Origin of the sequence: Mucilaginibacter yixingensis, assembly GCF_041080815.1 — a bacterium.
In the GTDB taxonomy this organism is placed as follows: Bacteria; Bacteroidota; Bacteroidia; order Sphingobacteriales; family Sphingobacteriaceae; genus Mucilaginibacter; species Mucilaginibacter yixingensis.
Genome location: NZ_CP160205.1, coordinates 4,476,786 through 4,500,778, shown reverse-complemented (window position 1 = coordinate 4,500,778; position 23,993 = coordinate 4,476,786). Strand labels below are relative to the sequence as shown.

General features: G+C 45.3%; 22 protein-coding genes. 14 read left to right on the top strand and 8 right to left on the bottom strand.

Annotation, left to right across the window (positions count from 1 at the left end; all coding sequences use genetic code 11):
* Position 1 precedes the first annotated feature (1 nt).
* The 14 genes from ABZR88_RS18435 (at position 2) to ABZR88_RS18370 (ending at position 14,797) form a co-directional block, all read left to right on the top strand.
* On the top strand, positions 2-982 hold the full coding sequence (locus tag ABZR88_RS18435) for a MoxR family ATPase (RefSeq protein WP_107827431.1): 981 nt from the start codon (positions 2-4) through the stop codon (positions 980-982).
* Positions 983-994: 12 nt separating this feature from the next.
* The gene (locus ABZR88_RS18430; RefSeq protein WP_107827430.1) at positions 995-2,341 is read left to right on the top strand and encodes a DUF58 domain-containing protein; all 1,347 of its coding nucleotides are present in this window, start codon (positions 995-997) and stop codon (positions 2,339-2,341) included.
* Positions 2,342-2,812: 471 nt separating this feature from the next.
* Complete coding sequence (locus ABZR88_RS18425; protein ID WP_107827429.1) at positions 2,813-3,148, top strand: cupin domain-containing protein; 336 nt, start codon at positions 2,813-2,815, stop codon at positions 3,146-3,148.
* Between the two features lie 229 nt (positions 3,149-3,377).
* Complete coding sequence (locus ABZR88_RS18420; protein ID WP_107827428.1) at positions 3,378-4,364, top strand: DUF6427 family protein; 987 nt, start codon at positions 3,378-3,380, stop codon at positions 4,362-4,364.
* A 45-nt stretch (positions 4,365-4,409) separates the two neighbouring features.
* On the top strand, positions 4,410-5,102 hold the full coding sequence (gene purQ / locus ABZR88_RS18415) for a phosphoribosylformylglycinamidine synthase subunit PurQ (protein WP_107827427.1): 693 nt from the start codon (positions 4,410-4,412) through the stop codon (positions 5,100-5,102).
* Positions 5,102-5,842 carry a type III pantothenate kinase gene (locus tag ABZR88_RS18410; RefSeq protein WP_107827426.1) on the top strand — a complete coding sequence of 247 codons (741 nt, stop codon included), beginning with the start codon at positions 5,102-5,104 and terminating at the stop codon, positions 5,840-5,842. The genes purQ and ABZR88_RS18410 overlap by 1 nt, the downstream gene beginning before the upstream one ends.
* Positions 5,835-7,157: a hypothetical protein gene (locus ABZR88_RS18405; RefSeq protein ID WP_146166484.1), complete on the top strand. Its 1,323-nt coding sequence runs from the start codon at positions 5,835-5,837 to the stop codon at positions 7,155-7,157. Before ABZR88_RS18410 ends, ABZR88_RS18405 begins: the two co-directional genes overlap by 8 nt.
* A 15-nt stretch (positions 7,158-7,172) precedes the next feature.
* On the top strand, positions 7,173-7,769 hold the full coding sequence (gene lptC / locus ABZR88_RS18400; RefSeq protein ID WP_107827424.1) for an LPS export ABC transporter periplasmic protein LptC: 597 nt from the start codon (positions 7,173-7,175) through the stop codon (positions 7,767-7,769).
* 152 nt (positions 7,770-7,921) lie between these two features.
* On the top strand, positions 7,922-10,021 hold the full coding sequence (locus ABZR88_RS18395) for a peptidylprolyl isomerase (protein ID WP_245916998.1): 2,100 nt from the start codon (positions 7,922-7,924) through the stop codon (positions 10,019-10,021).
* A gap of 66 nt (positions 10,022-10,087) precedes the next feature.
* A complete protein-coding gene (locus tag ABZR88_RS18390) occupies positions 10,088-10,603 on the top strand; it encodes a DUF2480 family protein (protein WP_107827422.1) in 516 nt (171 codons plus the stop codon).
* Between the two features lie 11 nt (positions 10,604-10,614).
* Positions 10,615-11,385, top strand: a complete 771-nt coding sequence (locus tag ABZR88_RS18385; protein ID WP_107827421.1) for a DUF3108 domain-containing protein — start codon at positions 10,615-10,617, stop codon at positions 11,383-11,385.
* Between the two features lie 16 nt (positions 11,386-11,401).
* Positions 11,402-11,971, top strand: coding sequence for a DUF3109 family protein (locus ABZR88_RS18380; protein ID WP_107827420.1), 570 nt, complete (start codon positions 11,402-11,404; stop codon positions 11,969-11,971).
* Positions 11,972-12,023: 52 nt separating this feature from the next.
* Complete coding sequence (gmd, locus tag ABZR88_RS18375; protein ID WP_107827419.1) at positions 12,024-13,160, top strand: GDP-mannose 4,6-dehydratase; 1,137 nt, start codon at positions 12,024-12,026, stop codon at positions 13,158-13,160.
* 32 nt (positions 13,161-13,192) lie between these two features.
* On the top strand, positions 13,193-14,797 hold the full coding sequence (locus ABZR88_RS18370) for a gliding motility protein RemB (RefSeq protein WP_107827418.1): 1,605 nt from the start codon (positions 13,193-13,195) through the stop codon (positions 14,795-14,797).
* Between the two features lie 235 nt (positions 14,798-15,032).
* Here the strand turns inward: ABZR88_RS18370 and ABZR88_RS18365 are convergent, their stop codons facing one another.
* From ABZR88_RS18365 to ABZR88_RS18330, 8 genes are all read right to left on the bottom strand, one after another.
* Positions 15,033-15,833, bottom strand: coding sequence for a mechanosensitive ion channel family protein (locus ABZR88_RS18365; protein ID WP_107827417.1), 801 nt, complete (start codon positions 15,831-15,833; stop codon positions 15,033-15,035).
* A 343-nt stretch (positions 15,834-16,176) separates the two neighbouring features.
* Positions 16,177-17,814, bottom strand: a complete 1,638-nt coding sequence (gene groL / locus ABZR88_RS18360; RefSeq protein ID WP_107827416.1) for a chaperonin GroEL — start codon at positions 17,812-17,814, stop codon at positions 16,177-16,179.
* 111 nt (positions 17,815-17,925) lie between these two features.
* The gene (gene groES, locus ABZR88_RS18355; RefSeq protein ID WP_107827415.1) at positions 17,926-18,216 is read right to left on the bottom strand and encodes a co-chaperone GroES; all 291 of its coding nucleotides are present in this window, start codon (positions 18,214-18,216) and stop codon (positions 17,926-17,928) included.
* Positions 18,217-18,616: 400 nt separating this feature from the next.
* On the bottom strand, positions 18,617-18,988 hold the full coding sequence (gene secG, locus ABZR88_RS18350; RefSeq protein ID WP_107827414.1) for a preprotein translocase subunit SecG: 372 nt from the start codon (positions 18,986-18,988) through the stop codon (positions 18,617-18,619).
* 10 nt (positions 18,989-18,998) lie between these two features.
* Complete coding sequence (locus ABZR88_RS18345; protein ID WP_146166483.1) at positions 18,999-20,579, bottom strand: hypothetical protein; 1,581 nt, start codon at positions 20,577-20,579, stop codon at positions 18,999-19,001.
* 29 nt (positions 20,580-20,608) lie between these two features.
* Positions 20,609-21,133 carry an LptE family protein gene (locus ABZR88_RS18340; protein ID WP_107827412.1) on the bottom strand — a complete coding sequence of 175 codons (525 nt, stop codon included), beginning with the start codon at positions 21,131-21,133 and terminating at the stop codon, positions 20,609-20,611.
* A gap of 7 nt (positions 21,134-21,140) precedes the next feature.
* Positions 21,141-22,385, bottom strand: coding sequence for a sigma-54-dependent Fis family transcriptional regulator (locus ABZR88_RS18335; RefSeq protein WP_107827411.1), 1,245 nt, complete (start codon positions 22,383-22,385; stop codon positions 21,141-21,143).
* Positions 22,386-22,475: 90 nt separating this feature from the next.
* Positions 22,476-23,957 (bottom strand): MiaB/RimO family radical SAM methylthiotransferase, encoded by a 1,482-nt coding sequence (locus tag ABZR88_RS18330; protein WP_107827410.1) that lies wholly within the window; start codon positions 23,955-23,957, stop codon positions 22,476-22,478.
* Positions 23,958-23,993: the final 36 nt, after the last annotated feature.

Here is a 23,993-nt window from a genome sequence, read left to right as displayed (position 1 = left end):
AATGGAAGAGAACGCCCTGTTTGAACAACGGACCGACCTCAGCAAACTCAACGCTGCGGTTGAACAGATAAAAGCTACGCTGGGCAGTATAGTTGTTGGCCAGCACGAAGTTATTGAACTGCTGATTGCCGGTGTACTGGCCGATGGCCACTTGTTAATTGAGGGCGTACCGGGCGTGGCCAAAACGCTCACCGCCAAGTTAATTGCCAAAGCCATTAGTGCACAGTTTTCGCGCATACAGTTTACACCAGATCTGATGCCGTCTGACGTGATTGGTACTTCGGTTTTCAATCCAAAAACTACCGAGTTTGAATTTAAGCAGGGGCCGGTATTTGGCAATATTATTTTGGTGGATGAAATTAATCGTGCACCTGCCAAAACGCAATCGGCATTGTTTGAAGTGATGGAGGAGCGTCAGATTACCGTTGACGGTACCACTTACCCAATGCAGGAGCCATTTATTGTATTGGCTACCCAAAACCCGATAGAGCAGGAGGGAACTTACCGTTTGCCCGAAGCGCAGCTGGATCGTTTTATCTTTAAGGTAGAAGTACAATACCCGTCGCTGCAGGATGAGATTGATATTCTTACCCGCCAGCATCAGCAAAAAACGTCTGAACAATTAACCCACATCGCTCCGGTTTTAAGTGCCGAAGAAATTGTGACCTTGCGTAAACAGGTACGCGAGCTGCACGTGGAGCACAAACTGCTGGAGTTTGTGGCTAAAATTATTGTAGAAACCCGCAATCATAAATCATTGTATCTGGGTGGTTCGCCGCGTGCATCGCTGGCGGTGATTAGTGGCGCCAAAGCTATTGCTGCTATTAACGGGCGCGACTTTGTAACGCCCGAGGATATCATCCGAGTGGCAGCGCCGGTACTGCGCCACCGTATTGTGCTAACGCCTGACAAAGAAATGGAAGGCATATCGCCTGACGAGGTAATTGCGCAGATTATCCACAAAATTGAAGTGCCACGCTAAGCTATACCGAAAGTGAAAAAGTTTTTCCGCCTGTTTTATAAAGACCTCTTCCTGGCCCGGCGTTTATTTGCGCTGCTGGCAACGAGTGTTGTTCTGTTTCTGGCGGCTTTCTTTTTCCCCTGGCTTGGTATTTTGCCACTGTTGTTTTTTTGTGCGGTTGTGGTACTGTTGCTGGTAGATCTACTAATGCTTTATCGCACCAAAGCGGGTGTATTTGCCCGCCGCCATGCGCCTGAGCGATTGAGCAACAGCGATGAGAACGAGATCAGGCTGTTTGTAGAGAACCGCTATCCGTTTGCTATTCATCTGGGTATTTTGGATGAGATTCCGCATCAATTTCAGCGGCGCGATGTTTGGTTTAAAAGCAATCTGGCATCGCGTCAGCAAAAATGGATCAATTATAACCTGCGCCCGGTAAAGCGCGGTGAGTATGATTTTGGTGATATCAGGGTTTACGTACAAACGGCATTGAGTCTGGTAGCGCGCAGGTACACCATACCGCAGGCGCAGGTGCTGCCGGTTTATCCCTCGTTTTTGCAAATGCGTAAATACGAGTTGATGGCGATCTCTAACCGTTTGAGCGAATTTGGCATCAAAAAGATTAGGCGGATTGGTCAAAGTATGGAGTTTGAGCAGATTAAGACCTATGTGGCCGGCGATGATTACCGCACCATCAACTGGAAGGCCACGGCCAGACACGGTGCATTGATGTCTAACTCGTTTACTGATGAGAAAGCCCAGCATGTGTATTGCGTGATTGATAAATCGCGCGCCATGAAAATGCCATTCGAGGGATTGAGTTTGCTGGATTACGCCATCAACACCAGCCTGGTGCTCAGTAACGTGGCCATGCTTAAAGAAGATAAAGCCGGGCTGATTACCATGGCCGAAAAGGTAGGAGCCATTGTGCCTGCCGACAGGAAGCCCGGGCAGATCGGTAAAATTCTGGAGGTGCTTTACAAAGAGAAAACACGTTATCTGGAAACTAATATGGAGCTGCTGTACAGCACTGTGCGCAGGGTAATGAGGCAACGCAGTCTGGTGGTTTTCTTTACTAATTTTGAGAGCCTGTCGTCTATGGAGCGGCAGTTGCCTTTCTTAATCAGAATTGCCCGTTATCATTTGCTGCTGGTTGTGTTTTTTGAGAATACCGAGTTGCGCACCTTGAGTGAACAGCGAGCAACTGATGTAGAAGGTATTTATATTAAAACCATAGCCGAGAAGTTTGCTTACGATAAAAAGCTCATTGTAAAAGAACTGACTCGCCATGGTATTCAATCCATCCTCACCTCTCCACAAAACCTTACTGTAAATACCATTAACCGTTACCTGGAACTAAAGGCAAGACAAAAGATCTGATTTCAGTTGATTGTTAAAGGCTTTGGTTGAGGTAATTTCTATTCTTAAAAACTTCATTCATTCCATCTCTCCAAGTCGTAAAAGATATTTTGACCATTATTTGGAAAAAATCCATTGTTTGGAAAAAAAGTATTAACTTAACATATCTGTTAACAACAGATGGTTGTTTTAACTAGCGTTAATCCTGCCTTAAAAGTAGGTAAAGCGTCAAAACACGTAGTGAAAATAGGGTGAAAACACGGTGTTACAGATGGGGTAAATGCTTTTAATTTGTAGTGTAATTAGTCTGTTATATATAAGACGACCCAGACCTTTTCACAACGATCGCCTTCTGCTGTCCTGTAGAATGGGGCCTACAGGCAGCGGATAGGCATTTCCACTTGTGACGTTTAGTAAAACCTAAACCACCAAAATTAATTTCTGTAGATGATGCGGCCGACAAAGCCTACATTTACAGAAATTTTTTTGTTTATGGCACAAAGCGAAAACTATCAGTTTGAAGACAACATTAAATGGGAAGATGCTGGCAACGGCGTTCAGCGCCAGGTTTTTGGTTATGACGACAAGGTGATGCTGGTAAAAGCCAAATTTGAAACAGGCGGCATCGGCAGTTTACATAGTCACCCGCACTCGCAGGTTACTTATGTAGAGAGCGGCGTGTTTGAAATGACCATTGGCGACGAAACTAAAACCATCCGCAAAGGCGATGGCTATTATGTGCCTCCGCATGTGGTGCACGGCGTAACCTGTACAGAAGCCGGCATGCTGGTAGATGCATTCAGCCCTTTCAGAGAAGATTTTTTGTAGGGTAAGGCGCTTTCTGACCTGTTGTCAGAGCGGTATCTTAACTAAACAATGGTGTCATCCCGAACGAGAGCGAGGGATCTTTTCGGTCGCGCATCCTGCCTGGCAACTTCGAAAAGATCTCTCCCTGCGGTCGGGATGACATTTTTATTTATTACTCAACCATCGCCTTGCGCTTTCTGCCATCTTCCCAGCCAAAAAAAATCCGTAATATTGCGGCGGTTTTGCCCTCATGATCAGTTTATTCAGAAGTTATAATCCTGTAAATGTACTTTGGCTGGCGCTTTGGCTGGTGGTGTTGCGGGTGTTTTATATGCTGGTGGCCCCGGGCAATGTGGAGTTTGTTTTTATAGAGTCGTTTGCGCGCAAGCTGGTACCGGTAAATTATGAGCATGCATTAAATTTTAGTGTCAATGTGTTACTTGCCGGTATGCTGGTGTTGGTGCAAGCCATGCTCATTAATTACCTGGTTAACCATTATAACCTGCTGTCTAAACCAACATTCTTGCCGGCGTTGATGTATATAACGCTGGCCAGTCTTTACACGCCGTTCCTGACGCTGAGCCCGCCATTGATCTGCAATTTTCTGGTTATCTGGATGTTGAGCAAGATTCTGGCTTTTTACAAGGGTGCCGATATTAAGGCCAAAGCCTATGATCTGGGTATGATAGCTGCGTTGGGCAGCGTGATCTATTTTCCGTTCATTTACTTTGTACTGGCGATCTGGATTGCGTTTATCATCTTCCGCCCGTTTGACTGGCGCGATTGGGCCGCATCTATCCTTGGTTACGCTACCATATTCTTTTTCCTGGCGGTGTTTTACTATCTGAATGATCATTTGCATGATTTTTTCAAGATCTGGGATCCGCTGGGCACACGCTTGCCGGAGCGTATTACCCTTAATTATTATAAGTACCTGCTGCTGATACCTGTTGTGCTGATTATTGTACTGGGGATGTTTAAGTTGCAGGGAACCTTCTTCCGCAGTTCTATTATGGTGCGTAAGGTTTTTCAGTTATTGTTTTTTATTTTCCTGATTGGCGGGCTGTCGTTTTATGTAAAGCCAACCTTCCATTTAGAACATTTTTTGCTGTGCGCAGTGCCGCTGGCTATATTTTTTGCATTTTATTTTGTTAGCGCCACCACCCGCTGGTTTTACGAGAGTTTGTACTTTTTGCTGGTGGCTGGCATAATTTATTTTCAGTTTAACACTTTTTAACGCTTCAATTCGTTCAGGTTTCAAGCGTTATGTTAGTTTTGTAGCATGAAATTTGGTGTAGTTACATTTCCGGGATCAAATTGCGACGAGGACCTCATCCACGTTCTTGAAAAAATTATGGGCCAGCAGGTTGTACGCCTGTGGCACAAAGAGCACAACCTGCAAGGCGCAGATTTTATTTTGCTGCCAGGCGGTTTTAGCTATGGCGATTACCTGCGCTCAGGTGCCATTGCACGCTTTTCGCCCATTATGCAGGAGGTGATCCAGTTTGCCGGTAAAGGCGGTAAAGTAATGGGTATTTGCAACGGTTTCCAGATCTTGACAGAAGCTGGCCTGTTACCAGGTGCATTACTGCACAATAACAACCGTAAGTTTATTTGTCGCAATACCTACCTTAAGGTACAGACTCAAAACTCGTTGGTTACTGCAGGTATTGATCCGCAGGCTGCGCTTAAAATTCCTATTGCACATGGCGAGGGTAACTATTTTGCCGATGCCGACGTGCTGAAAGCGCTGAATGATAATGATCAGGTACTGTTCCGCTATTGCGATGAATCTGGCAACATTACGCCTGATGCAAATCCTAACGGATCGTTAGAGAACATTGCCGGTGTATGTAGCAAAGAACGTAATGTGTTTGGTATGATGCCACACCCAGAGCGTGCTGCAGACAGCTTACTATCCAACCAGGATGGTCTGGCTATTTTTGAATCGATACTATCAATAGCTAACGCCTAATGGCCAATCTGGTTATAGATATAGGCAATACTTTTACAAAGATTGCCCTGTTTGAAGGCGATAAGTCTCTCAAATTTGAAAAGTTTGCCAGCGTTACCATTCCTGCCCTCAAAGAGTTTATTAGCGGCGTGAAAATTGATCGCGCGCTGATCTCAACCGTGAAAAAAAGTAGAGGCGAGTGGGAGTTGGTATTGGCAAGCGAGTTACCGCTCATCTACTTCAACAGTAGCCTGGCAGGTACTATCAAAAACCATTATCAAACACCACAAACCCTGGGTCCGGACAGATTGGCTTCCGTTACCGGTGCACATCAGCTGTATCCGGGCACCAGTAATCTGGTAATCAACGCCGGTTCATGTATTACTTATGATTGGGTTGACGCCGAGGGGAATTACTACGGCGGCAGCATATCACCGGGTTTAAACATGCGCTTTAAAGCGTTGAACCATTATACATCGGCGTTGCCATTAATTGCTGCCGAAGAAATGGGCCGCGAGGAAGGCGATGACACCGTTAGTGCCATGCGCTCTGGTGTACAAAACGGTATTAAACATGAGCTGGAAGGCTTTATTGAGGTATATCGTAAAAAAGACCCGAATACCAACGTAGTACTGAGTGGCGGCGACGGCAATTTTTTTGATACTCTATTGAAAAATAGCATCTTTGCCCCCTACATAAAAAATGAACCTTATTTGGTTCTTAAAGGATTAAACGCAGCGTTACAACACCATAATGATTAAATTTTTCAGGGTAATTAGTGTTCTTTTACTGGCCTTTTCTGTAACGGCGTCTATGGCGCAGTCTACTGCTACCACCAGTTCTCCGTATTCAAGATATGGTTTGGGTAACATCCTGCAGCCAGGATTGCCTCAAAACGTGGCCATGGGTGGCATATCAACCGCGCTCACCAGAATTAACGGCTATAACAATATTAACGTGGTTAACCCGGCGGCCAATTCATACATCAATCTTACTACTATTGATGTAGCGGCTTATGCCAACATGGTAACCTTAAGCAAAACAGGTTCTGCAGATCAGCAGAATTCTAACTTCAGGTTAAGTAACATTGCATTTGGTATCCCGGTGAGCAAGCATTCGGCTTTGTCTTTTGGTTTGATGCCATATAGCGAGTTAGGTTATAACTATACCCAATCAAGAAAAGGTTTTGGCACCTCGTCTGCCGTTGATACCAACCTGGTAAATAACATTTATGCCGGTGACGGTGGTTTGTCTAAAGCTTATTTAGGTTACGGCTTCAAACTGGTTAAAGGCCTTTCATTAGGTGCTAACGTATCGTACATTTTTGGTAACCTGAAACAAACCGCTTCTACAGAATACCCTCAGCTTTATGGTGTGTTTAACTCACGTCAGGAGCAAAGCAGTTCTATTGGTGGCATTAACTACGATTACGGTGCTTTGTATAACGTCGATATTTCTGACGAGAAGCGTTTAACATTCGGTTACTCTGCATCTGCCAGTACTAAACTAAATTCTCAGAGCACCTTTGTGGTAAGCCAATATACAAAAGACTTTAGCACCGATGACGAGAATAACGCTTCGGATACAGTAGTGAATACCAAAAATCCGCAGGCTAAAATTGTGTTGCCCCGTATTCAGCACTTCGGTGTTTCTTATCAGCAAGACCGTAAGTTTCTGGTAGGTGTTGATTACACCATGGGGCAGTGGTCAAACCTTAGCATTAACGGTGTTAATCAAGGTTTGCAAAACAGCAGCAGTCTGGCGTTTGGTGGTCAGATTAACCCTAACTCAAATGCTATCCACAGTTATCTTGCTGTGGTTGATTATCGTTTCGGTGCCCACTTTGATAAAACCTACCTGGTGGTAAATAATCAGACTATCAAACAGTTTGGTGTAAGTGCGGGTGTTGGTTTGCCGCTGGCCCGTAACGGATCAAGCTTTTATAAAATAAACATCTCGGGTGAATACGGCCGTCGTGGTACGTTGTCTAACTCACTGGTACGCGAAAACTATTTTAACATCCACATCGGCTTTACGCTGAATGATCAGTGGTTTATTAAATATAAATACGATTAATTTTTCCTCATCGCTATGCGTTTAGGGTTAAGGCTAAATAAATTATGGATGCCGGCCTTAGCAGCCGGTTTAATGTTGTGTGCTGCCTGTTCGTCTAATGATATGAAGAAGATCAAGGAGATCTCTGAGCGGCAGGTAAATAATCAAGTTGATACTACTAAGATGGTAGACTTGATTTATAGCGACTCGGCAAAGGTAAAAGTGCGTCTTATCGCACCGCTGTTGCTGGAATATAACGTATCCAAAACAGTAACCAAGCCCTACATGAAGATGCCTCAGGGCGTTACCATCATCTTTTATAACGATAGCACCAAGAAAAGCGGCACGATTACCGCCGATACAGCCTATAACTACACCGAGGGCGCCAGCAACCGCTTTGTATTGCATAAAAACGTAGTGGTTAAAAATGTTAAAGGCGATGTTTTCAAATCAGACGACCTGAACTGGGACGGCGCTACACACAAAATCTATTCTAACGCACCCGTAGAAATGTTTACCACCAATGGCACCAGGGGCAAGGGAACTTCAATGGAAACTAACGAGAAATTTGACCCTTTTACGGTGAAAAATCAATCGGGGATTATCTACATGGATAAGAGCCTGGGCCAGTAATTGCGGGCGTTTAAATCAAGTGTTTTAAGGTTTGAAAAATTTCTGTTGTAAAGCGCTAAGCTTTGCGCGTTTAGATTTTGCCTTTTGCTAAAAAGTTGTATCTTGCGCCCTCTTTTTAAGAGAGTTATTATTATAAAGTACATATGGGTATAATGAGTTACTTGCGAGAGCGGATGGGTAAAATTCTCGCATTTGTTATTGGTTTAGCTTTATTCGCTTTCATTGTTGGCGAGGTTGTCAAAAGTGGCGGCCAGTTCATGAGAGGTTCTGCCAATACTATTGGTGAAGTGAATGGACAGGATATATCCAATGACGATTATCAGAAACGTTTAGATCAGAACGTAAAAAACATGCAACAGCAATCAGGCCAGGCGGCTTCTCCGCAACTGACTGCCTATGCACAAGAGATGACCTGGAACCAGCTTGTTAGCCAAAACATTCTGCAAAAGGAAATTGAAAAACTGGGCATTGTTGTAGGTGTTGACGAAACTAAAGATATGGTACAGGGTAAAAACCTGAACCCGCAGATTGTACAGGCGTTTGGCGATCCCAAAACCGGAGAGGTTGATCGTGCCCGTCTGAACATGTTTTTGACCAACCTGCGCAGCGCAAAGCCTGGCGACCCGATGAAAGAGCAGTGGACTGCTTTTGTTGAGCAGATGATTGAAGCTAAAAAAGCCGAAAAATACACTGCATTGGTTCGCAACGGTCTTTACATCAACTCACTTGATGCGAAAGACGATTACGAGGCCCGCAACAAGCTGGTAAACTTTAAATACACGGTGCTTGACTATGCTTCTATACCCGATAGCAAAGCCGTGCCAACTGACGCTGATTACAGTGCATATTATGACGCGCACAAAGCTCAGTTTAAAAACGCTCAGGAGACCAGAACTTTTGAATATGTAGCTTTCAATGCGGCTGCATCTGCTGCAGACTCTGCTGTTATCAAAACCCAGATGGATAAACTGGCCGGAGATTTTAAAACCGCTAAAGACGATTCTGCTTTTGTGCAGATGAATGCAGAAACTAAGCGTCCCCTTACGTACACCAGAAAAGGCCAGTTAGAGCCAAAACTGGATACAGTGATGTTTAGCTCGGCTGTAGGTACAGTTTACGGTCCGTTTGTATCTAACGGTAGCTATGAAATAGCTAAGTTGGTTGATACCCGCGTTGGTCCGGATTCTGTAAAAGCCAGCCACATTTTGTTGAACCCTGCTACTGAAGGCGGTGTTGATAAAGCCGTTGCTAAAGCAGATTCATTGAAAAAACTGATACAAGGCGGCAAATCATTTGCTGAACTGGCTAAAACCTTCTCTACCGATAAAGGCTCTGCCGAAAAAGGTGGTGAGCTGGGTACTTTCGGTCGTGGCGCTATGATTCCTGCTTTTGAGGATGCAGCGTTTAACGGTCACAAAGGAGATCTGGTTGTAGTAACATCACAGTTTGGTGTACACCTGATCCAGATTAATGATCAGAAAGGTTCATCTAAAGTAGTTAAAGTAGCTATTGTCGATAAGCCAATCCAGGCAAGCAACGCTACCCAGTCTGCTGCATATAACAAAGCCCGTTCATTTATGTCAAACCTTAACGGTGGCAACTTTGACGAGGTTGCAAAAAAACAAGGTCTGCAGATTAAAACTGCTAATGACGTAACGGCAATGGCAACAAGCACTATGGGGCTTGACAATGCACGTAAAGTTGTTAAATGGGCATTTGATGCCGAGAAAGGTGACTTTAGCGATCAGGTTTTCGATTTGGAGAACCAATACGTTGTTGCCCGCTTAACTCAGATCAAGCCAGAAGGCACCCTGCCGCTGGATGTGGTTAAACCGCAAATCGAGGCCGCTGTACGTAACGAGGTTAAAGCAAAACAACTGATTGCTAAATTGGAATTAGCATCAAATGGTGCATCATCTGTTGATCAGGTGGCGCAGAAAGTTGGTGCCCAGGCGGTTCCTGTACAGAACATTGTATTTGCTAACCCGGTTATTCCTGGTTTGGCTGCAGAATATAAAGTAATTGGTTCTGTATTTGGTTCAGGCCTGCACAAAGTATCTAAACCGGTACAGGGCGAGCACGGTGTGTTTGTATTCTCGGTTGATAACTTTGTTAACCCGGCTCCGCTTACCAATGCTGTTAGAGAGAAACAACAGATACAGCAGATGCTGGTTCAGCGTGCTGATAACCTGATCTTTGACGCGTTGAAAGATAAGGCGAATGTAAAAGATAACAGAGCTAAATTCTTATAAGCTATTTTTAATGTAATTTTGTAACCGGGATGTTAGTAGCATCCCGGTTTTTTATTTTAACTCGAAATGGATATTCAGGAAAATATAATTAACAAAGTAGCACAGAGCGGTCTGGTTACTTTAGATCCTGCAGCATATTACCCGCCGGGAGACAGGGTGGTTTATGATATTAAGGATAACCTGTTCCAGGGCCTCATCCTGCGTGAGAAAGACTTTCGCGAATTTGTGAAGGAACATGACTGGGCGCAGTATCAAGACAAGAACGTGGCTATTACCTGCTCTGTTGATGCCATAGTGCCGGCCTGGGCTTATATGTTGCTGGCCAATCGTATGGCGCCTTACGCGCGCGAAGTGGTTTTTGGCGATGAAGTGGTGCTGGAGACGGTTCTGTTTGAGAAATCAATGAAAAATATCGATCTGGAACAATATCGGGATCAAAGGGTTGTTATAAAAGGATGCGGGGAAACCGAGGTGCCGGTATCGGCCTATGTAGAATTAACCAAACGCCTTACGCCCATTGTGAAAAGCCTGATGTTTGGCGAGCCTTGCTCTACCGTACCAATTTATAAACGGAAAGATTGATTGTCTTTAACATGCGCCTGAAGTTTACTTTGCTGCTTGTATTGTTGTTGGGGGGCGCTGGTGCGCAAGAACCCTCAAAAACAAAGGATGTGGCTTTTAAAGCGGGCGAGCAGTTAGATTATAAACTCAAATACGGTTTTTTTACCGCAGCCGAAGCTCATATCAAGGTAGAAGAATCTATCAATAAATTTAACGGTAATCCGGCCTTTCATATTATTGCAGATGGCAATACTGCCGGTACTTTTGATGTGTTTTATAAGGTGCGGAACCGTTATGAGACGTATATAGACAAGCAAACCCTGTTGCCATATTTTTATACCGAGAATAGACATGAGGGGAGCTATAATCATGCTGATAAGGTAACTTTTGATCATAAACAGGAAAGAATTGTAGCCACATCGGGTACCTATCCGTTAAGAGGACAGGTTTTTGATTTTCCGTCAGCCTATTATTTTGCGCGTTGCCTGGATGTGAGCAAGATGCGTATAGGCGAGCGTTTTGAATTGCGATACTTTTTGGAAGATAGCGTACAAACGCTGGGGATCACCTTTGTTGGGCGCGAGAAGATTAAATGCAGCCTGGGCACCTTTAACTGCCTGAAGTTCAACCCGACGATTGTTCCTGGTCGTATCTTTCGTAAGAATAGTAAATTGTATCTTTGGATCACGGATGACGAGAATCGCATCCCCGTAAAAGCCCACGTAGAAGTGGTTGTTGGTAGTTTAACAATGGAACTTGCCAGTGCCCAGGGCTTGAAATATGCGTTGAATCCGGTAAAATAAAATATCCCTATAACTGATGATTGAAGTTGGCAGCACCCTGGTGCATGAAGATGTTGTGAAAGAGAGTTTTGTGTGCGATTTAACACGCTGTAAAGGAGCCTGCTGTATAGAGGGCGACTCTGGCGCGCCGCTTAATCATGATGAGCTGGAAATATTGAAGGCTATCTACCCCAAAGTAAAACCTTACATGACCCAAAAGGGTATTGAAACGGTTGAAAAGGAGGGTACGCACGTTACCGATTTTGAAGGCGATTATACCACCCCTTGTGTTGATGGTAACAAAGAATGCGCCTATGTAACCTGGGAAAACGGTATTACCAAGTGTGCCATTGAGAAGGCTTACGAGGACGGCGTGGTTGATTGGAAAAAGCCTATATCATGCCACATGTACCCTATCCGTGTTACCAATTATCCGGAGTTTGATGTGTTGCATTATGACCGTTGGAGCATTTGCAGCCCGGCATGTAGCTTTGGCAGCAAGCTGAAGGTGAAGGTGCACGAGTTTTTGAAAGATCCGCTCATTCGCAAATACGGCGCCGATTGGTATGCCGAGCTGGAAAAGCAGGTGAATGATATATCATTATAAATGCAATATTTGCCACTAAAAATGGATATTATTGCAGTTGTTTCGTAAATACATGAAAAAAGCACTTATTACCGGTATAACCGGTCAGGACGGCGCCTATCTCGCTGAATTTCTGTTGAAAAAAGGTTACGAAGTACATGGCCTGAAAAGACGTTCTTCTTTATTTAATACCGACAGAATTGACCATTTATACCACGATCTGCATGATGAAGATGTGAAGTTTAAACTCCACTTCGGCGACATGACAGATTCAACCAACCTGATTCGCCTGATCCAGGAAGTTCAACCTGATGAGATTTACAATCTGGCCGCTCAGAGCCACGTTAAAGTGAGCTTTGATACGCCCGAATATACTGCCAATGCCGATGGTATTGGTACCCTGCGTGTGCTGGAAGCGGTACGCTTGCTTGGCCTGACCGAGAAAACCCGCATCTACCAGGCATCAACCTCTGAGTTGTATGGTTTGGTGCAGGCGGTTCCGCAGAGCGAGACTACGCCTTTCTACCCGCGGTCGCCTTATGCTGTGGCTAAATTGTACGGCTATTGGATTGTGGTGAACTACCGCGAGGCTTACAACATGTATACCTGTAACGGTATCTTGTTTAACCACGAGAGCCCTATCCGCGGGGAAACTTTTGTTACCCGTAAAATTACCCGTGCTGCCGCAAAAATTGCCCTTGGCTTGCAGAACTGCATGTACATGGGTAACCTGTCTGCCCAGCGCGATTGGGGACACGCCAAAGACTATGTGGAGGCGATGTGGCTGATGCTGCAGCAAGATAAGCCTGAAGATTATGTAATTGCTACCGGCGTTACTACTACCGTGCGTGAATTTATCCGTCTTACCTTTGCCGAACTGGGTATTGAAGTTGAGTTTAGCGGTAAGAACGAAGAAGAGCGCGGTGTGATTGTAGACGTTGACCGCGAGAGAGCGCAAAGCTTAGGTTTAGATCCTGACAGCTTGAAGTTTGGTCAGACTGTAGTGAAGATTGATCCGCAATACTTCCGCCCTACAGAGGTGGAGTTGTTGATTGGTGATGCTACCAAAGCGCGCGAACAGATGGGCTGGAAACCACGTTATGATCTGAAAGCACTGATTACAGACATGGTAACTGCCGATCTGCACCTGGTAAAGAAAGATGACTACCTGCAAAAAGGCGGCTTTAAAACGCTGAACTATTTTGAATAGGTAGATCCTCTCAAAATAACATAGCTCTCTTTATGAGAAAATTTTACCTGGCCTTTGCGGGGTTGATGGCTTTTGCCTGTTCAGCCCGCTCACAATCTGTTTATCAACCTTACAGCTATGATTTTTATCAGAAGCTGAACAGAACCCTGTATTCAACCCACACCAGGGAGCATACTGCCCTGAAGCCTACGTTGGTTGATGATTCTGTGCTGAGGAAGCCGTATGACTCGCTGATGAATGTTGGGGTTGATACCTCGCAGCACCATAGCTGGGTGTACCGTAAATTATTTAATGAGCATCTGATAGACGTAAGGGATAAAGAGTATACCTTTTTTGCCGATTACCTGCCAGACTTAGTGATGGGTAAAGATCTGGCCGATCATCGCAGTGTGCACATGAACACCCGCGGTTATCAGCTGGGTGGTACCATCGGCACTAAGTTTTATTTCTATACCAGCGGCTATGAGAACCAGTCGGTTTTCCCGTCTTACGAGGATGCTTATATCAACCGTACAGGTATTGTGCCCGGGCAGGCCTATGATCGCGGCTTCGGGAAAACAAATTCTAAAGACTACTCTTACGCAACGGCTTTATTATCATACACGCCGGTTAAGTACCTTAATATTGCCCTGGGTAACGACAAGACGTTTATAGGCGATGGTTATCGCTCGGTATTGCTTTCAGACTATGCCTCGCCATATCCGTTCCTTAAAATGACGCTTAACCTGGGGAATGTGCATTACATGGCCATGTGGGCAGAAATGGTTGACCCAACGGCGCCCACGTTTTCTTATCTGAATGGCGACCGGAAAAAATGGGCCGCATTTCATTACCTCGACTGGAACGTAAATAATCGGTTCAGCATTGGTTTTTTTGATGCCGTTATCTGGGCCGATAAAGACGACAATGGTGTGAGTCGCGGGTTTGATTTCAGTTATGCCAACCCAATCATCTTCCTGCGCCCTGTAGAGGCATCTAACGGCTCGCCAGACAATGCGTTGATAGGTCTGAATGCTAAGTATAAAATAAGTGATGGTATAACGGCCTACGGCCAATTTGCACTGGATGAGTTTCAGTCTAACAGCTTCTTTTCAAACCCGGGGAGTTCCCGTAACAAATTTGCCTTTCAGTTAGGTGCGCGTGGGGCCGATTTATTTAAAGTGCGTAACCTGAACTACCTGGTAGAATATAATGTTGCCAGACCTTACACTTACTCTGAAACAAACGAGCTGATTAACTATGCCGAGCAGAACGAGCCGCTGGCGCATCCGTGGGGTGCTAATTTTAAAGAGGCGCTGGCTATCTTAAATTACAGCTACAAAAAGTTTGATTTCAGAGGTCAGTTTGACTACGGGCGTTACGGGTTGGATGTAGACAGCACTAACTACGGCAAAGACATATTTAAGCTATACAATAAGCCGGCAAAAGAAAACGGCAACTACATTGGCCAGGGACTGACCACCAACCTGTATTACCTGGAGGGGACAGTGGCCTATCTGCTTAATCCTAAATATAACCTGAGGATAGAATTGGGAGGACTTTACCGTCGCGAGTCTAATAAATTAGGTGTAAATCAAACCAAAATGATTACGCTGGGTTTGCGCAGCTCGTTCCGCAATTTATATCATGATTTTTAGAGGGAGGGATGCCCTTAGAGATAAAAGAGCCGCCCAGCATATCTGGGCGGCTCTTTTATTTAATGAGTAAGTGTCATGCTGAGCCCCGTCGAAGCATGGTGGGCGGGGCTTTCCGCGCGAGTCTTCAACAAGCTCAGACTGACAGCTCTCTCGTTCGTCATTGCACTTTCATAGTCCCACCGGCGGGATTCTATTATTAGGCATGACATATTGGATTAAGTTTTTACTTACCCGCTTACATTCCCGGCAGCTTGATACCTTCGGCAAGCAAGTTTTTAAATATAGTTTCGTGCAGGGATATTTTGGTGCTCAGAAAATCTTTGGGAGTAACCCAAACATTAACAATGTACTTTACCCCATCAACCTCCATGGCAGTGATACCGATGTTGCTGGGGGTATTGGCTGCAATTGTTTTGGTGTTTTTAACAGCAGCCTCAATAATAGCCTTTACGCGAGTTGGATCGGCAGCATAGCCTATTTTGATCTCAAAGTCCAGTCGGCGTTTGCCTTCGCGCGTAACGTTTACAATAACCTCGTTAAATAGCTTACCGTTGGGGATGATCACGGTTTTATTATCGGCGGTGAGTAATACGGTGTAAAATATCTGGATAGAGGTTACCTTACCTTCCTGACCCTGTGCCTGGATATTGTCATCCAGCTCAAAAGGTTTCAGCAGGAGGATCAATATGCCACCGGCAAAGTTTTGGAATGTACCGGAGAGGGCTAAACCTGCGGCTACCGTAAGTGCACCTACAATGGTACTGAAGAAAGACACACCAATGCCCATAATGCCCATTACAGCTATTACCAGCATTATGTGCATGCCGGTAATGCAAAGGCTCAAAATGAATGGCTGAAGTGATGAGTGGATCTCCTGGCGGCTCATCCGGGCGCGCAGGCGTGCCTTGATGATCTTAATAATACGAAGCCCTAAAATGAGAATGATAAGTCCGATGAGGACGCTGGGGCCGTGGGATATGGCCCAATCATAAGCCTTATCGTAGAATTGTTGTAGTCTGGTGGTATGTGGCGTCATAACTGATGCCGAAATTAATTATTATCGGCCAATCAGCGCGATAAATAATTCATTGCCATTCACAATCATCCATGACAGGAAGCGTGTTTGTAGTTGCCGGGTTTTTACTGGTAGCCGTTTCATAGCGTAAAAACATATTCAAATTGTATGCCTTTATTGGTGTTTTTAAAAGACAGTACAAAAATATGTGTAATTGTAACGGAAATTGTATAAAGTTAATCAAATGATTAATAGATGACACTCTGTTTACCAGCCACTAACAATACACCAGCGTATAGAAAAACAAAAGCCTGTCTGAAATTTCAGACAGGCTTTTCTGTATGTATGATGGTATGATATCTAATTACATCATGCCGCCCATGCCGCCACCCATTGGAGGCATGTGGCCGCCAGCTTTCTCGTCTTCTGGTTCGTCTGCTAACACACACTCGGTGGTTAACAACATAGAAGCGATAGAAGCAGCGTTCTCTAAAGCAATACGTGATACTTTAGTAGGGTCAATAACACCTGCAGTAATCAGGTTTTCGTATTTATCGGTACGAGCGTTATAACCAAAATCGGCAGAACCTTCTTTTACTTTTTGTACAACGATAGAACCTTCGATACCAGCGTTCTCGCAGATTTGACGCAGTGGCTCTTCAATAGCGCGACGGATGATCTGGATACCAGTGTTCTCGTCTTCGTTATCACCTTTCAGTTCTTTCAATGATTCAACCGCACGGATGAAAGCTACACCACCACCAGCAACGATGCCTTCTTCAACAGCAGCGCGGGTTGCGTGCAATGCATCATCAACACGGTCTTTTTTCTCTTTCATTTCAACCTCGGTAGCAGCACCAACGTACAGAACGGCAACACCGCCTGAAAGTTTAGCTAAACGCTCCTGCAGTTTCTCACGATCGTAATCAGAAGTAGTGGTTTCGATCTGAGCTTTGATCTGGTTAACGCGGGCTTTAATGCCTTCAGCATCACCAGCGCCGTTAATAACAGTAGTGTTATCTTTGTCGATCACGATTTTCTCTGCAGTACCCAGGTAAGATAGATCAGCGTTTTCCAGTTTGTAACCGCGTTCTTCAGAAATTACGGTACCACCAGTTAACACAGCGATATCTTCCAGCATAGCTTTACGACGATCACCAAAGCCTGGAGCTTTAACAGCTGCAACTTTTAATGAACCACGCAGTTTGTTTACCACCAGGGTAGACAGTGCTTCGCCGTCCAGATCTTCAGCAATAATCAGGAGTGGTTTGCCGGTTTGTACCTGTTTCTCCAGGATTGGCAGTAACTCTTTCATTGAAGAGATCTTTTTATCGTAGATCAATACGTATGGGTTATCCAGTTCAGCCTCCATTTTGTCGGCGTTGGTTACAAAGTAAGCAGACAGGTAACCACGGTCAAACTGCATACCTTCTACAGTTTTAACTTCGGTTTCAGTACCTTTTGCTTCTTCAACGGTAATTACACCGTCTTTACCAACTTTAGCCATCGCATCAGCAATCAGGCTACCAATCACCTCATCGTTATTAGCAGAGATAGACGCAACTTGTTTAATTTTGTTGTTGTCTTCGCCTACGGTTTGGCTTTGAGTTTGCAGGTTTTTAACTACAGCCAAAACAGCTTTGTCAATACCACGTTTCAAGTCCATTGGGTTTGCACCGGCAGCAACGTTTTTAACACCGGCAGCAATAATAGCCTGAGCTAAAACGGTAGCAGTAGTAGTACCATCACCAGCCTGATCGGCAGTTTTAGAAGCTACTTCTTTTACCATCTGAGCGCCCATGTTTTCAAGGGGCTCTTTCAGTTCGATTTCTTTAGCAACGCTAACACCGTCTTTAGTGATAGATGGAGAACCGAATTTTTTATCGATGATTACATTACGACCTTTTGGGCCTAATGTCACTTTAACCGCGTTTGCCAGGGTATCAACACCGCGCTTTAAAGCGTCGCGGGCTTCAACATTGTATTTAACTTGTTTTGCCATTATTTTTTTGTTGTATTATTAATGAGTGAATGTGTGAGTTTTGAATGAGCGTATCTTTTTATAGAATTGAGCTTTATTCACTCAATCACTCATTCAATCCTTCAGAATTAATTAGAGTACTACAGCGAAGATGTCAGATTCGCGCATAATTAAATATTCTTTGCCTTCGTAGTTAAACTCGGTACCGGCATATTTTCCGTATAGGATGTTGTCGCCTGGCTTAACGCTTGGTTTTTTACCATCGCCATCTTCTTCAGATACAGAGATCACAGTACCTTTCTGAGGTTTTTCTTTGGCAGTATCCGGAATGAAGATACCTGATGCGGTCTTTTCTTCGGCAGGAGCAGCCTCAACTACTACTCTGTTAGCAGTGCCGGCAATAGGTTTGATGTTTAATGACATAGTGCTATAAATATTTAATTTTATTTAAGGTTTTATTTTACCCGTTTATCCCAACATCAATTATGCCAACAGGCTCAAACTGTCAGCGTAACTGTTGTATTGTCATATCCGGGTTAAGTGTGGGTGACAATTTAAAATTGAGTTAACATTGGCGGTGTCAGCTTGGCAGGAAAAGGTATAAGAAATGATCTGGTAAAGAGTTGTCATTCTCGCCAACGGGAGAGATCTTAGACGTGGGATAAGCTGGCCGCAATGGGTATCGCTCGTACAAGATTTCTCTTGCGCGCTGACGCTTAAGGCCTCGCTCGTGCTCATCGAAATGACATATCGGGGAGAGGCGGAGCTAACAAAAAAGGCTTCAGAAACATCTGAAGCCTTTTCAATATCGTTTTAACGCTGATTAGTTTTTAGCGCTATCTGCACCAGTTGCGGGAGCAGATTTTTGAGCTGGAGTTGACAATGGTGCAATGCCGCCTGATACCGGAGCAGTTGGTTTAGAAGCTTTGTCGATGATCTCATTTTGTGTGCCACCATCAGCTTTTGCAGAGCCGCTTTTTGCAGCTACGTTGATACCTAATGATAATACCATCAATGCTACGGCTAATACCCAGGTGCCTTTTTCTAAAAAGTCGCCTGTTTTTTGTACGCCCATCAATTGTGATGATGATGAGAAATTTGAGGTCAAACCGCCGCCTTTAGGGTTCTGAATCAGCACGATGATGCCCAACAGCACGCAAACCAAAAGGGTGATGATGATTAATAACGTTGTCATTTATTATATGTTAATTAGTTTTTCGTTCTAAAATTTCAATACGGGACGCAAAGTAACTGCTTTTTTCCGGAAATTTCAACATTAATTTTCTGTAAGTAGCTATGGCCTTTGGATATAGCATCTGGTCTGTATAAATTTTGGCCAGTGTTTCTGTTACCATGCTATCTGCATCCTCTGCGCTTCTTTTGGCTTTGTTCTCGGTATCCAGCCGTTCGCTGCTCGGCGGACTGATCTGTGGGTCCTCTGCAATAAAGCGTTGAATGATGCGATCTTCTTTGCTTTGCATGTCAAACTCCAGCGGCTGAGGTGTGGTTTCTTTACCAAACTCATCTATGTTGGTGACATGGAAAATGTTCTCGTAGTATTGCTGTTGCAAATCGTCAGCCACCTGTTTTGTAGCTAATCCGGTCGGGCTATTAGCCGCTGCGCCTGTACTTGAGGTTTGTGGATTAGTAATATAAGGCTGATACAGGTTGCTGTGCTCTTTGCGTGTTTTGTCCAACCACCACATAAAGCTGTACGGCATCTGGTCGTCATTATATTTCGACAGATCTTCGTGCGCTTTCTCTTCGACCACCGGGTTTTCATGTCTGATGATGGCGACAGCTTGCGGGGCCGGAGTTAACGCGGCTTGCTGATGTGCCTGTGTATCTGCGGCAGATTTATCAAAAATAAAGTAATCGGTAGCGGCAATGTTGCCCATTACCAGGCGCTCTTCATCCACCGGGCGTGGAATAAACGGCTCGGCTTGTGGTGTTGGAGCTGGTTCCGGATGAACGAAGGTTGGCTCTTCTGCATGCGGAATTACGGTGTGAATTTCCGGTGCAGCCTCTGCCTTGGGTAGTTCAATGTCGTCTATCGGCGCAATCTCTTCATAAACCTCGTCATCAATATGGTTTGATGCATTCGCCGGGGTAACAGGAGTGGCAGGAGGGATAGCAACCGTGCTGGTTTCCAGAAGATCAATCAACGAGTTTACTTCTGCGTCGTGTTTAGCTGCTTCTTGCTCGTTTTCATCTGCCGGCGCTATAAATGGAACAGGCTCATCGTATTTAGGAACGCCGAAGGCTTCGGTTGGTTTCCAGATCTCTGGGAAATCTATTGGTGCCTCTGGGGTTTCGGCGGCAGTATTTACCGGCTCGGCATTGAAGATAGAAGGAATGTCTGCTTCTTCGGCAACCGCTTCAACCTCTGGTTGTGGTTGGTGGAACACATGCTCTGCCACAGGCTCCGGTTCTGCAACAATTTCCGGTTCTGTAACAGCTTCCGGCTCGGTAGTAATTTCTGGTTCGGAAATAGGCTCGGCGATCACTGGCGCCGGTATTGCCACCAGTTGATCTATTAACTGATTATGGGTAATTGCGCCCAGATCTTCAGGGTGACGGCATAATTTATAAAGCGCACCACTATTATAAAAGGCGGCCGCTTTTGAAGGTGAACGCTCGCCCATGGCTCTGCCTAACAGGGCATGCAAAAGGCCAGACTGCGGATACATGTTTACCAGCTCCTGCAGGTTGCCAATGTAAGTGCCGCCCTGGTCTGCCGGGTTTGCCAGCAAACGTGTTAAAACTTCTTTTTGTTTGTTTTTCAAGTAGGTATCCACGTGGTTGAAGCTACAAATTAATTCCAATTGGCAAACGCCCTGTTAAAAATATCTTCTGTAAGCTGTTTGTTTATATCACTTACCAGGCTGGCTTCTTTTGCCGAAATATCTCCGGTAAAATCGGCAGTTCTGGTAAATGGTTGTTCAAAGTTATTCTTTGCGTCCTTTTTATTAACGTATTTAACGTTTATGGTAATGGTTAAACGGCTAGCGTTGGCAATAGGCGGCGCGTTGTTAGTGCCGGTAGCCTGTACAGAAACAGGGGCAATGCTATAAGTGGTGATAGATCCGGTAAACATAGCATCGGCCTCGGGGTCACGAATAATGTTCAGACGGGTTTGTGAGCGGATCCGGTCTTTAAGCGATTCTGTAAACTGCTGACTCAGCGGGCCGTATACCAGCAGGGCGTTGTTTTCAAATAACTCCACATCCACCGTTTTCATCTCGGGTGGGATTGATGCACCTGATAATGACAGTGAACATGAGGGCACGGTGCAAACGAGCACCAGCAGGGCCGCCAGGAAAATGAGCCTTTTCTTCATCTACGCGTTATAAATTTAGTTCTTTTATCTTTCGATATAAAGTTCTTTCTGAAATACCCAGCTCATTGGCTGCCAGCTTGCGTTTGCCTTTGTGCTTTTTTAGCGCCTTGCGTATCAGGTCCGACTCTTTTTCTACCAACGAGAGCGATTCTTCTACCTCTTCGGCGTTCTGGGTAATGTAATGGTCTTTACTTGCATTAACATTAACGGGCTGTTGAATGGTAAATTGTGACTCGGCCGGCATATGTGCTGCGTGTGGCTGTAAGTCAATATCCTGGTATAAATGATTAATAGCCTGTGTGTGTGCATAGCTATCGCTCGTACCGCCGTGCTCAATAATATCGGCCACCAGTTTTTTCAGTTCTACCATGTCGCGCTTCATATCAAACAGCACTTTATAGAGTAGGTCTCGTTCTGAAAAATCTTCTTTAGGCTGATTATCCAGGCGCATTGGCAGGTTACGATTACCGGCCTCGGCAGGAATATAATTCAGTAAAGTTTGTGCGGTGATGATACGATCGCGCTCCAGAACGGCCAATTGCTCGGCCATGTTTTTTAACTGACGCACGTTGCCCGGCCAGCTGTAGTTTGTTAGCATTTGCTGTGCATCGTCATCCAGTTGGATGGGTGGGGTGCGGTATTTATCGGTAAAATCTGCCGTAAACTTGCGGAACAGCAGGTAAATATCTTCTTTCCTGTCGCGCAGCGGCGGGATGCGCAACGGAACGGTATTTAAGCGGTAATAGAGATCCTCACGGAACTTGCCTTTCTGAACGGCTTCATACACATCCACATTGGTGGCGGCAATAACGCGCACATTGGTTTTTTCTACTTTAGACGAACCTACTTTAATAAACTGGCCCGACTCCAGCACGCGCAGCAAACGCGCCTGAGTGCCCAGTGGCATCTCGGCAATCTCATCCAGAAAAATGGTGCCGCCGTTTACAGTTTCAAAGTAGCCTTTACGCTCGCCCACTGCGCCGGTATAAGCGCCTTTCTCGTGACCGAATAATTCTGAGTCGATAGTGCCTTCTGGTATGGCGCCGCAGTTTACCGCAATAAACGGCCCGTGCTTGCGCGGACTCAATTGGTGGATGATGTGCGAAAACACCTCCTTACCGCTGCCGCTCTCGCCGGTTATCAGCACCGAGATATCTGTTGGCGATACCTGGTTTGCTATATCAATAGCCCGGTTTAACAACGGCGAGTTGCCGATGATACCAAAGCGTTGTTTTATTTCTTGTATTTCCATTTGGTATGGTAAATGGTTGATTAGGTTGATTTAGTGAGTGGTTTTGTGCGATGGATGATTAACTTAATTAACTCAATCCAACTACTCAACTTAATCAACCACAGAGCCCAACAACGTGGCCGTAGTTGTACGATCAACCAATACATTTACATATTGGCCCGGTTTGTAGTTTTCACCAACAGGGAACACTACCATAGCATTCTGGTCGTTACGGCCGCAGTAATCCTGGTCTGATTTTTTGGAGAAACCCTCAATCAGCACGCGTTGCACCTTGCCAATTTGCTCTTGCAGGCGTACGTACGAATAGTGTCTTTGCTTCTCTACTACTTCTTTCAGTCGGCGGTTTTTCACCGGCTCCGGAATATCATCTGCGTAACGTTTAGCCGCCAGCGTACCCGGGCGCTCTGAGTACATAAACATGTAGGCATAATCATAACCCACATAATCAATCATGCTCAATGTGTCCTGGTGCTCTTCTTCGGTCTCTGTACAGAAGCCGGTAATAATATCAGTAGAAATAGCGCAGCCCGGAATAATGCGACGGATAGCGTCTACCCGGTTCATGTACCACTCACGGTCATAAGTACGGTTCATCAATTCAAGCACGCGGCTGTTGCCTGATTGTACCGGCAAGTGGATGTAGTTGCAAATATTTTCATATTTAGCAATGGTTTCCAATACCTCGTCGGTAATATCTTTTGGATGCGAAGTAGAGAAACGCACGCGCAGATCTGGGTTAATTAGCGCTACCATCTCTAGCAGGTTGGCAAAGTTTACCCCTCCTAAATCCTCCCCGAGGGGGAGTACTTCCTTGTCCGCCTGCTCTTCAGAGCCCTCTCCTTCGGGGAGGGTTGTTTGGGGTGCCCACTTATATGAGTCCACATTCTGCCCCAATAAGGTTACCTCGCGGTAGCCTGCGTTGAACAGATCGGTACATTCTTTAACAATAGAATGCGGATCGCGGCTACGCTCGCGGCCGCGGGTAAATGGCACCACGCAGAACGAGCACATGTTGTCGCACCCGCGCATAATAGAAACAAAGGCGTTGATGCCATTGCTGTTCAAACGCACAGGGTTAATATCGGCGTAAGTTTCCTCGCGGCTCAGCAGTACGTTTACGGCTTTCTGGCCGCCGTCTACCTTGTCTATCAGGTTAGGCAGATCGCGGTAGGCATCGGGGCCCACTACAACGTCAACCAGTTTTTCTTCTTCTAAAAACTTTGATTTCAGGCGCTCGGCCATGCAGCCCAGCACGCCTACTACCATGCCCGGGTTTTTAACCTTGGCTACGGTAAATTCTTTGAGGCGGTTGCGCACTCTTTGCTCCGCATTCTCGCGGATAGAGCAGGTGTTGATGAAAACCACATCGGCATTGTTATAATCCTTAGTGGTTTCAAAACCCTGTTCCTGCAGTATGGATGCCACAATCTCGCTGTCGCTAAAGTTCATGGCGCAGCCGTAGCTTTCAATATAAAGCTTGCGGCCATTATTCTTCCCCATCGTAGCGTCAAGCATTAAAGCTTCACCCTGCCTTGCCTCGTCATGTGTTTTATCCGGTGTGATCAGATCCATTAGCAAAAAACTTTTTGAGGTGCAAAAATACAAAAA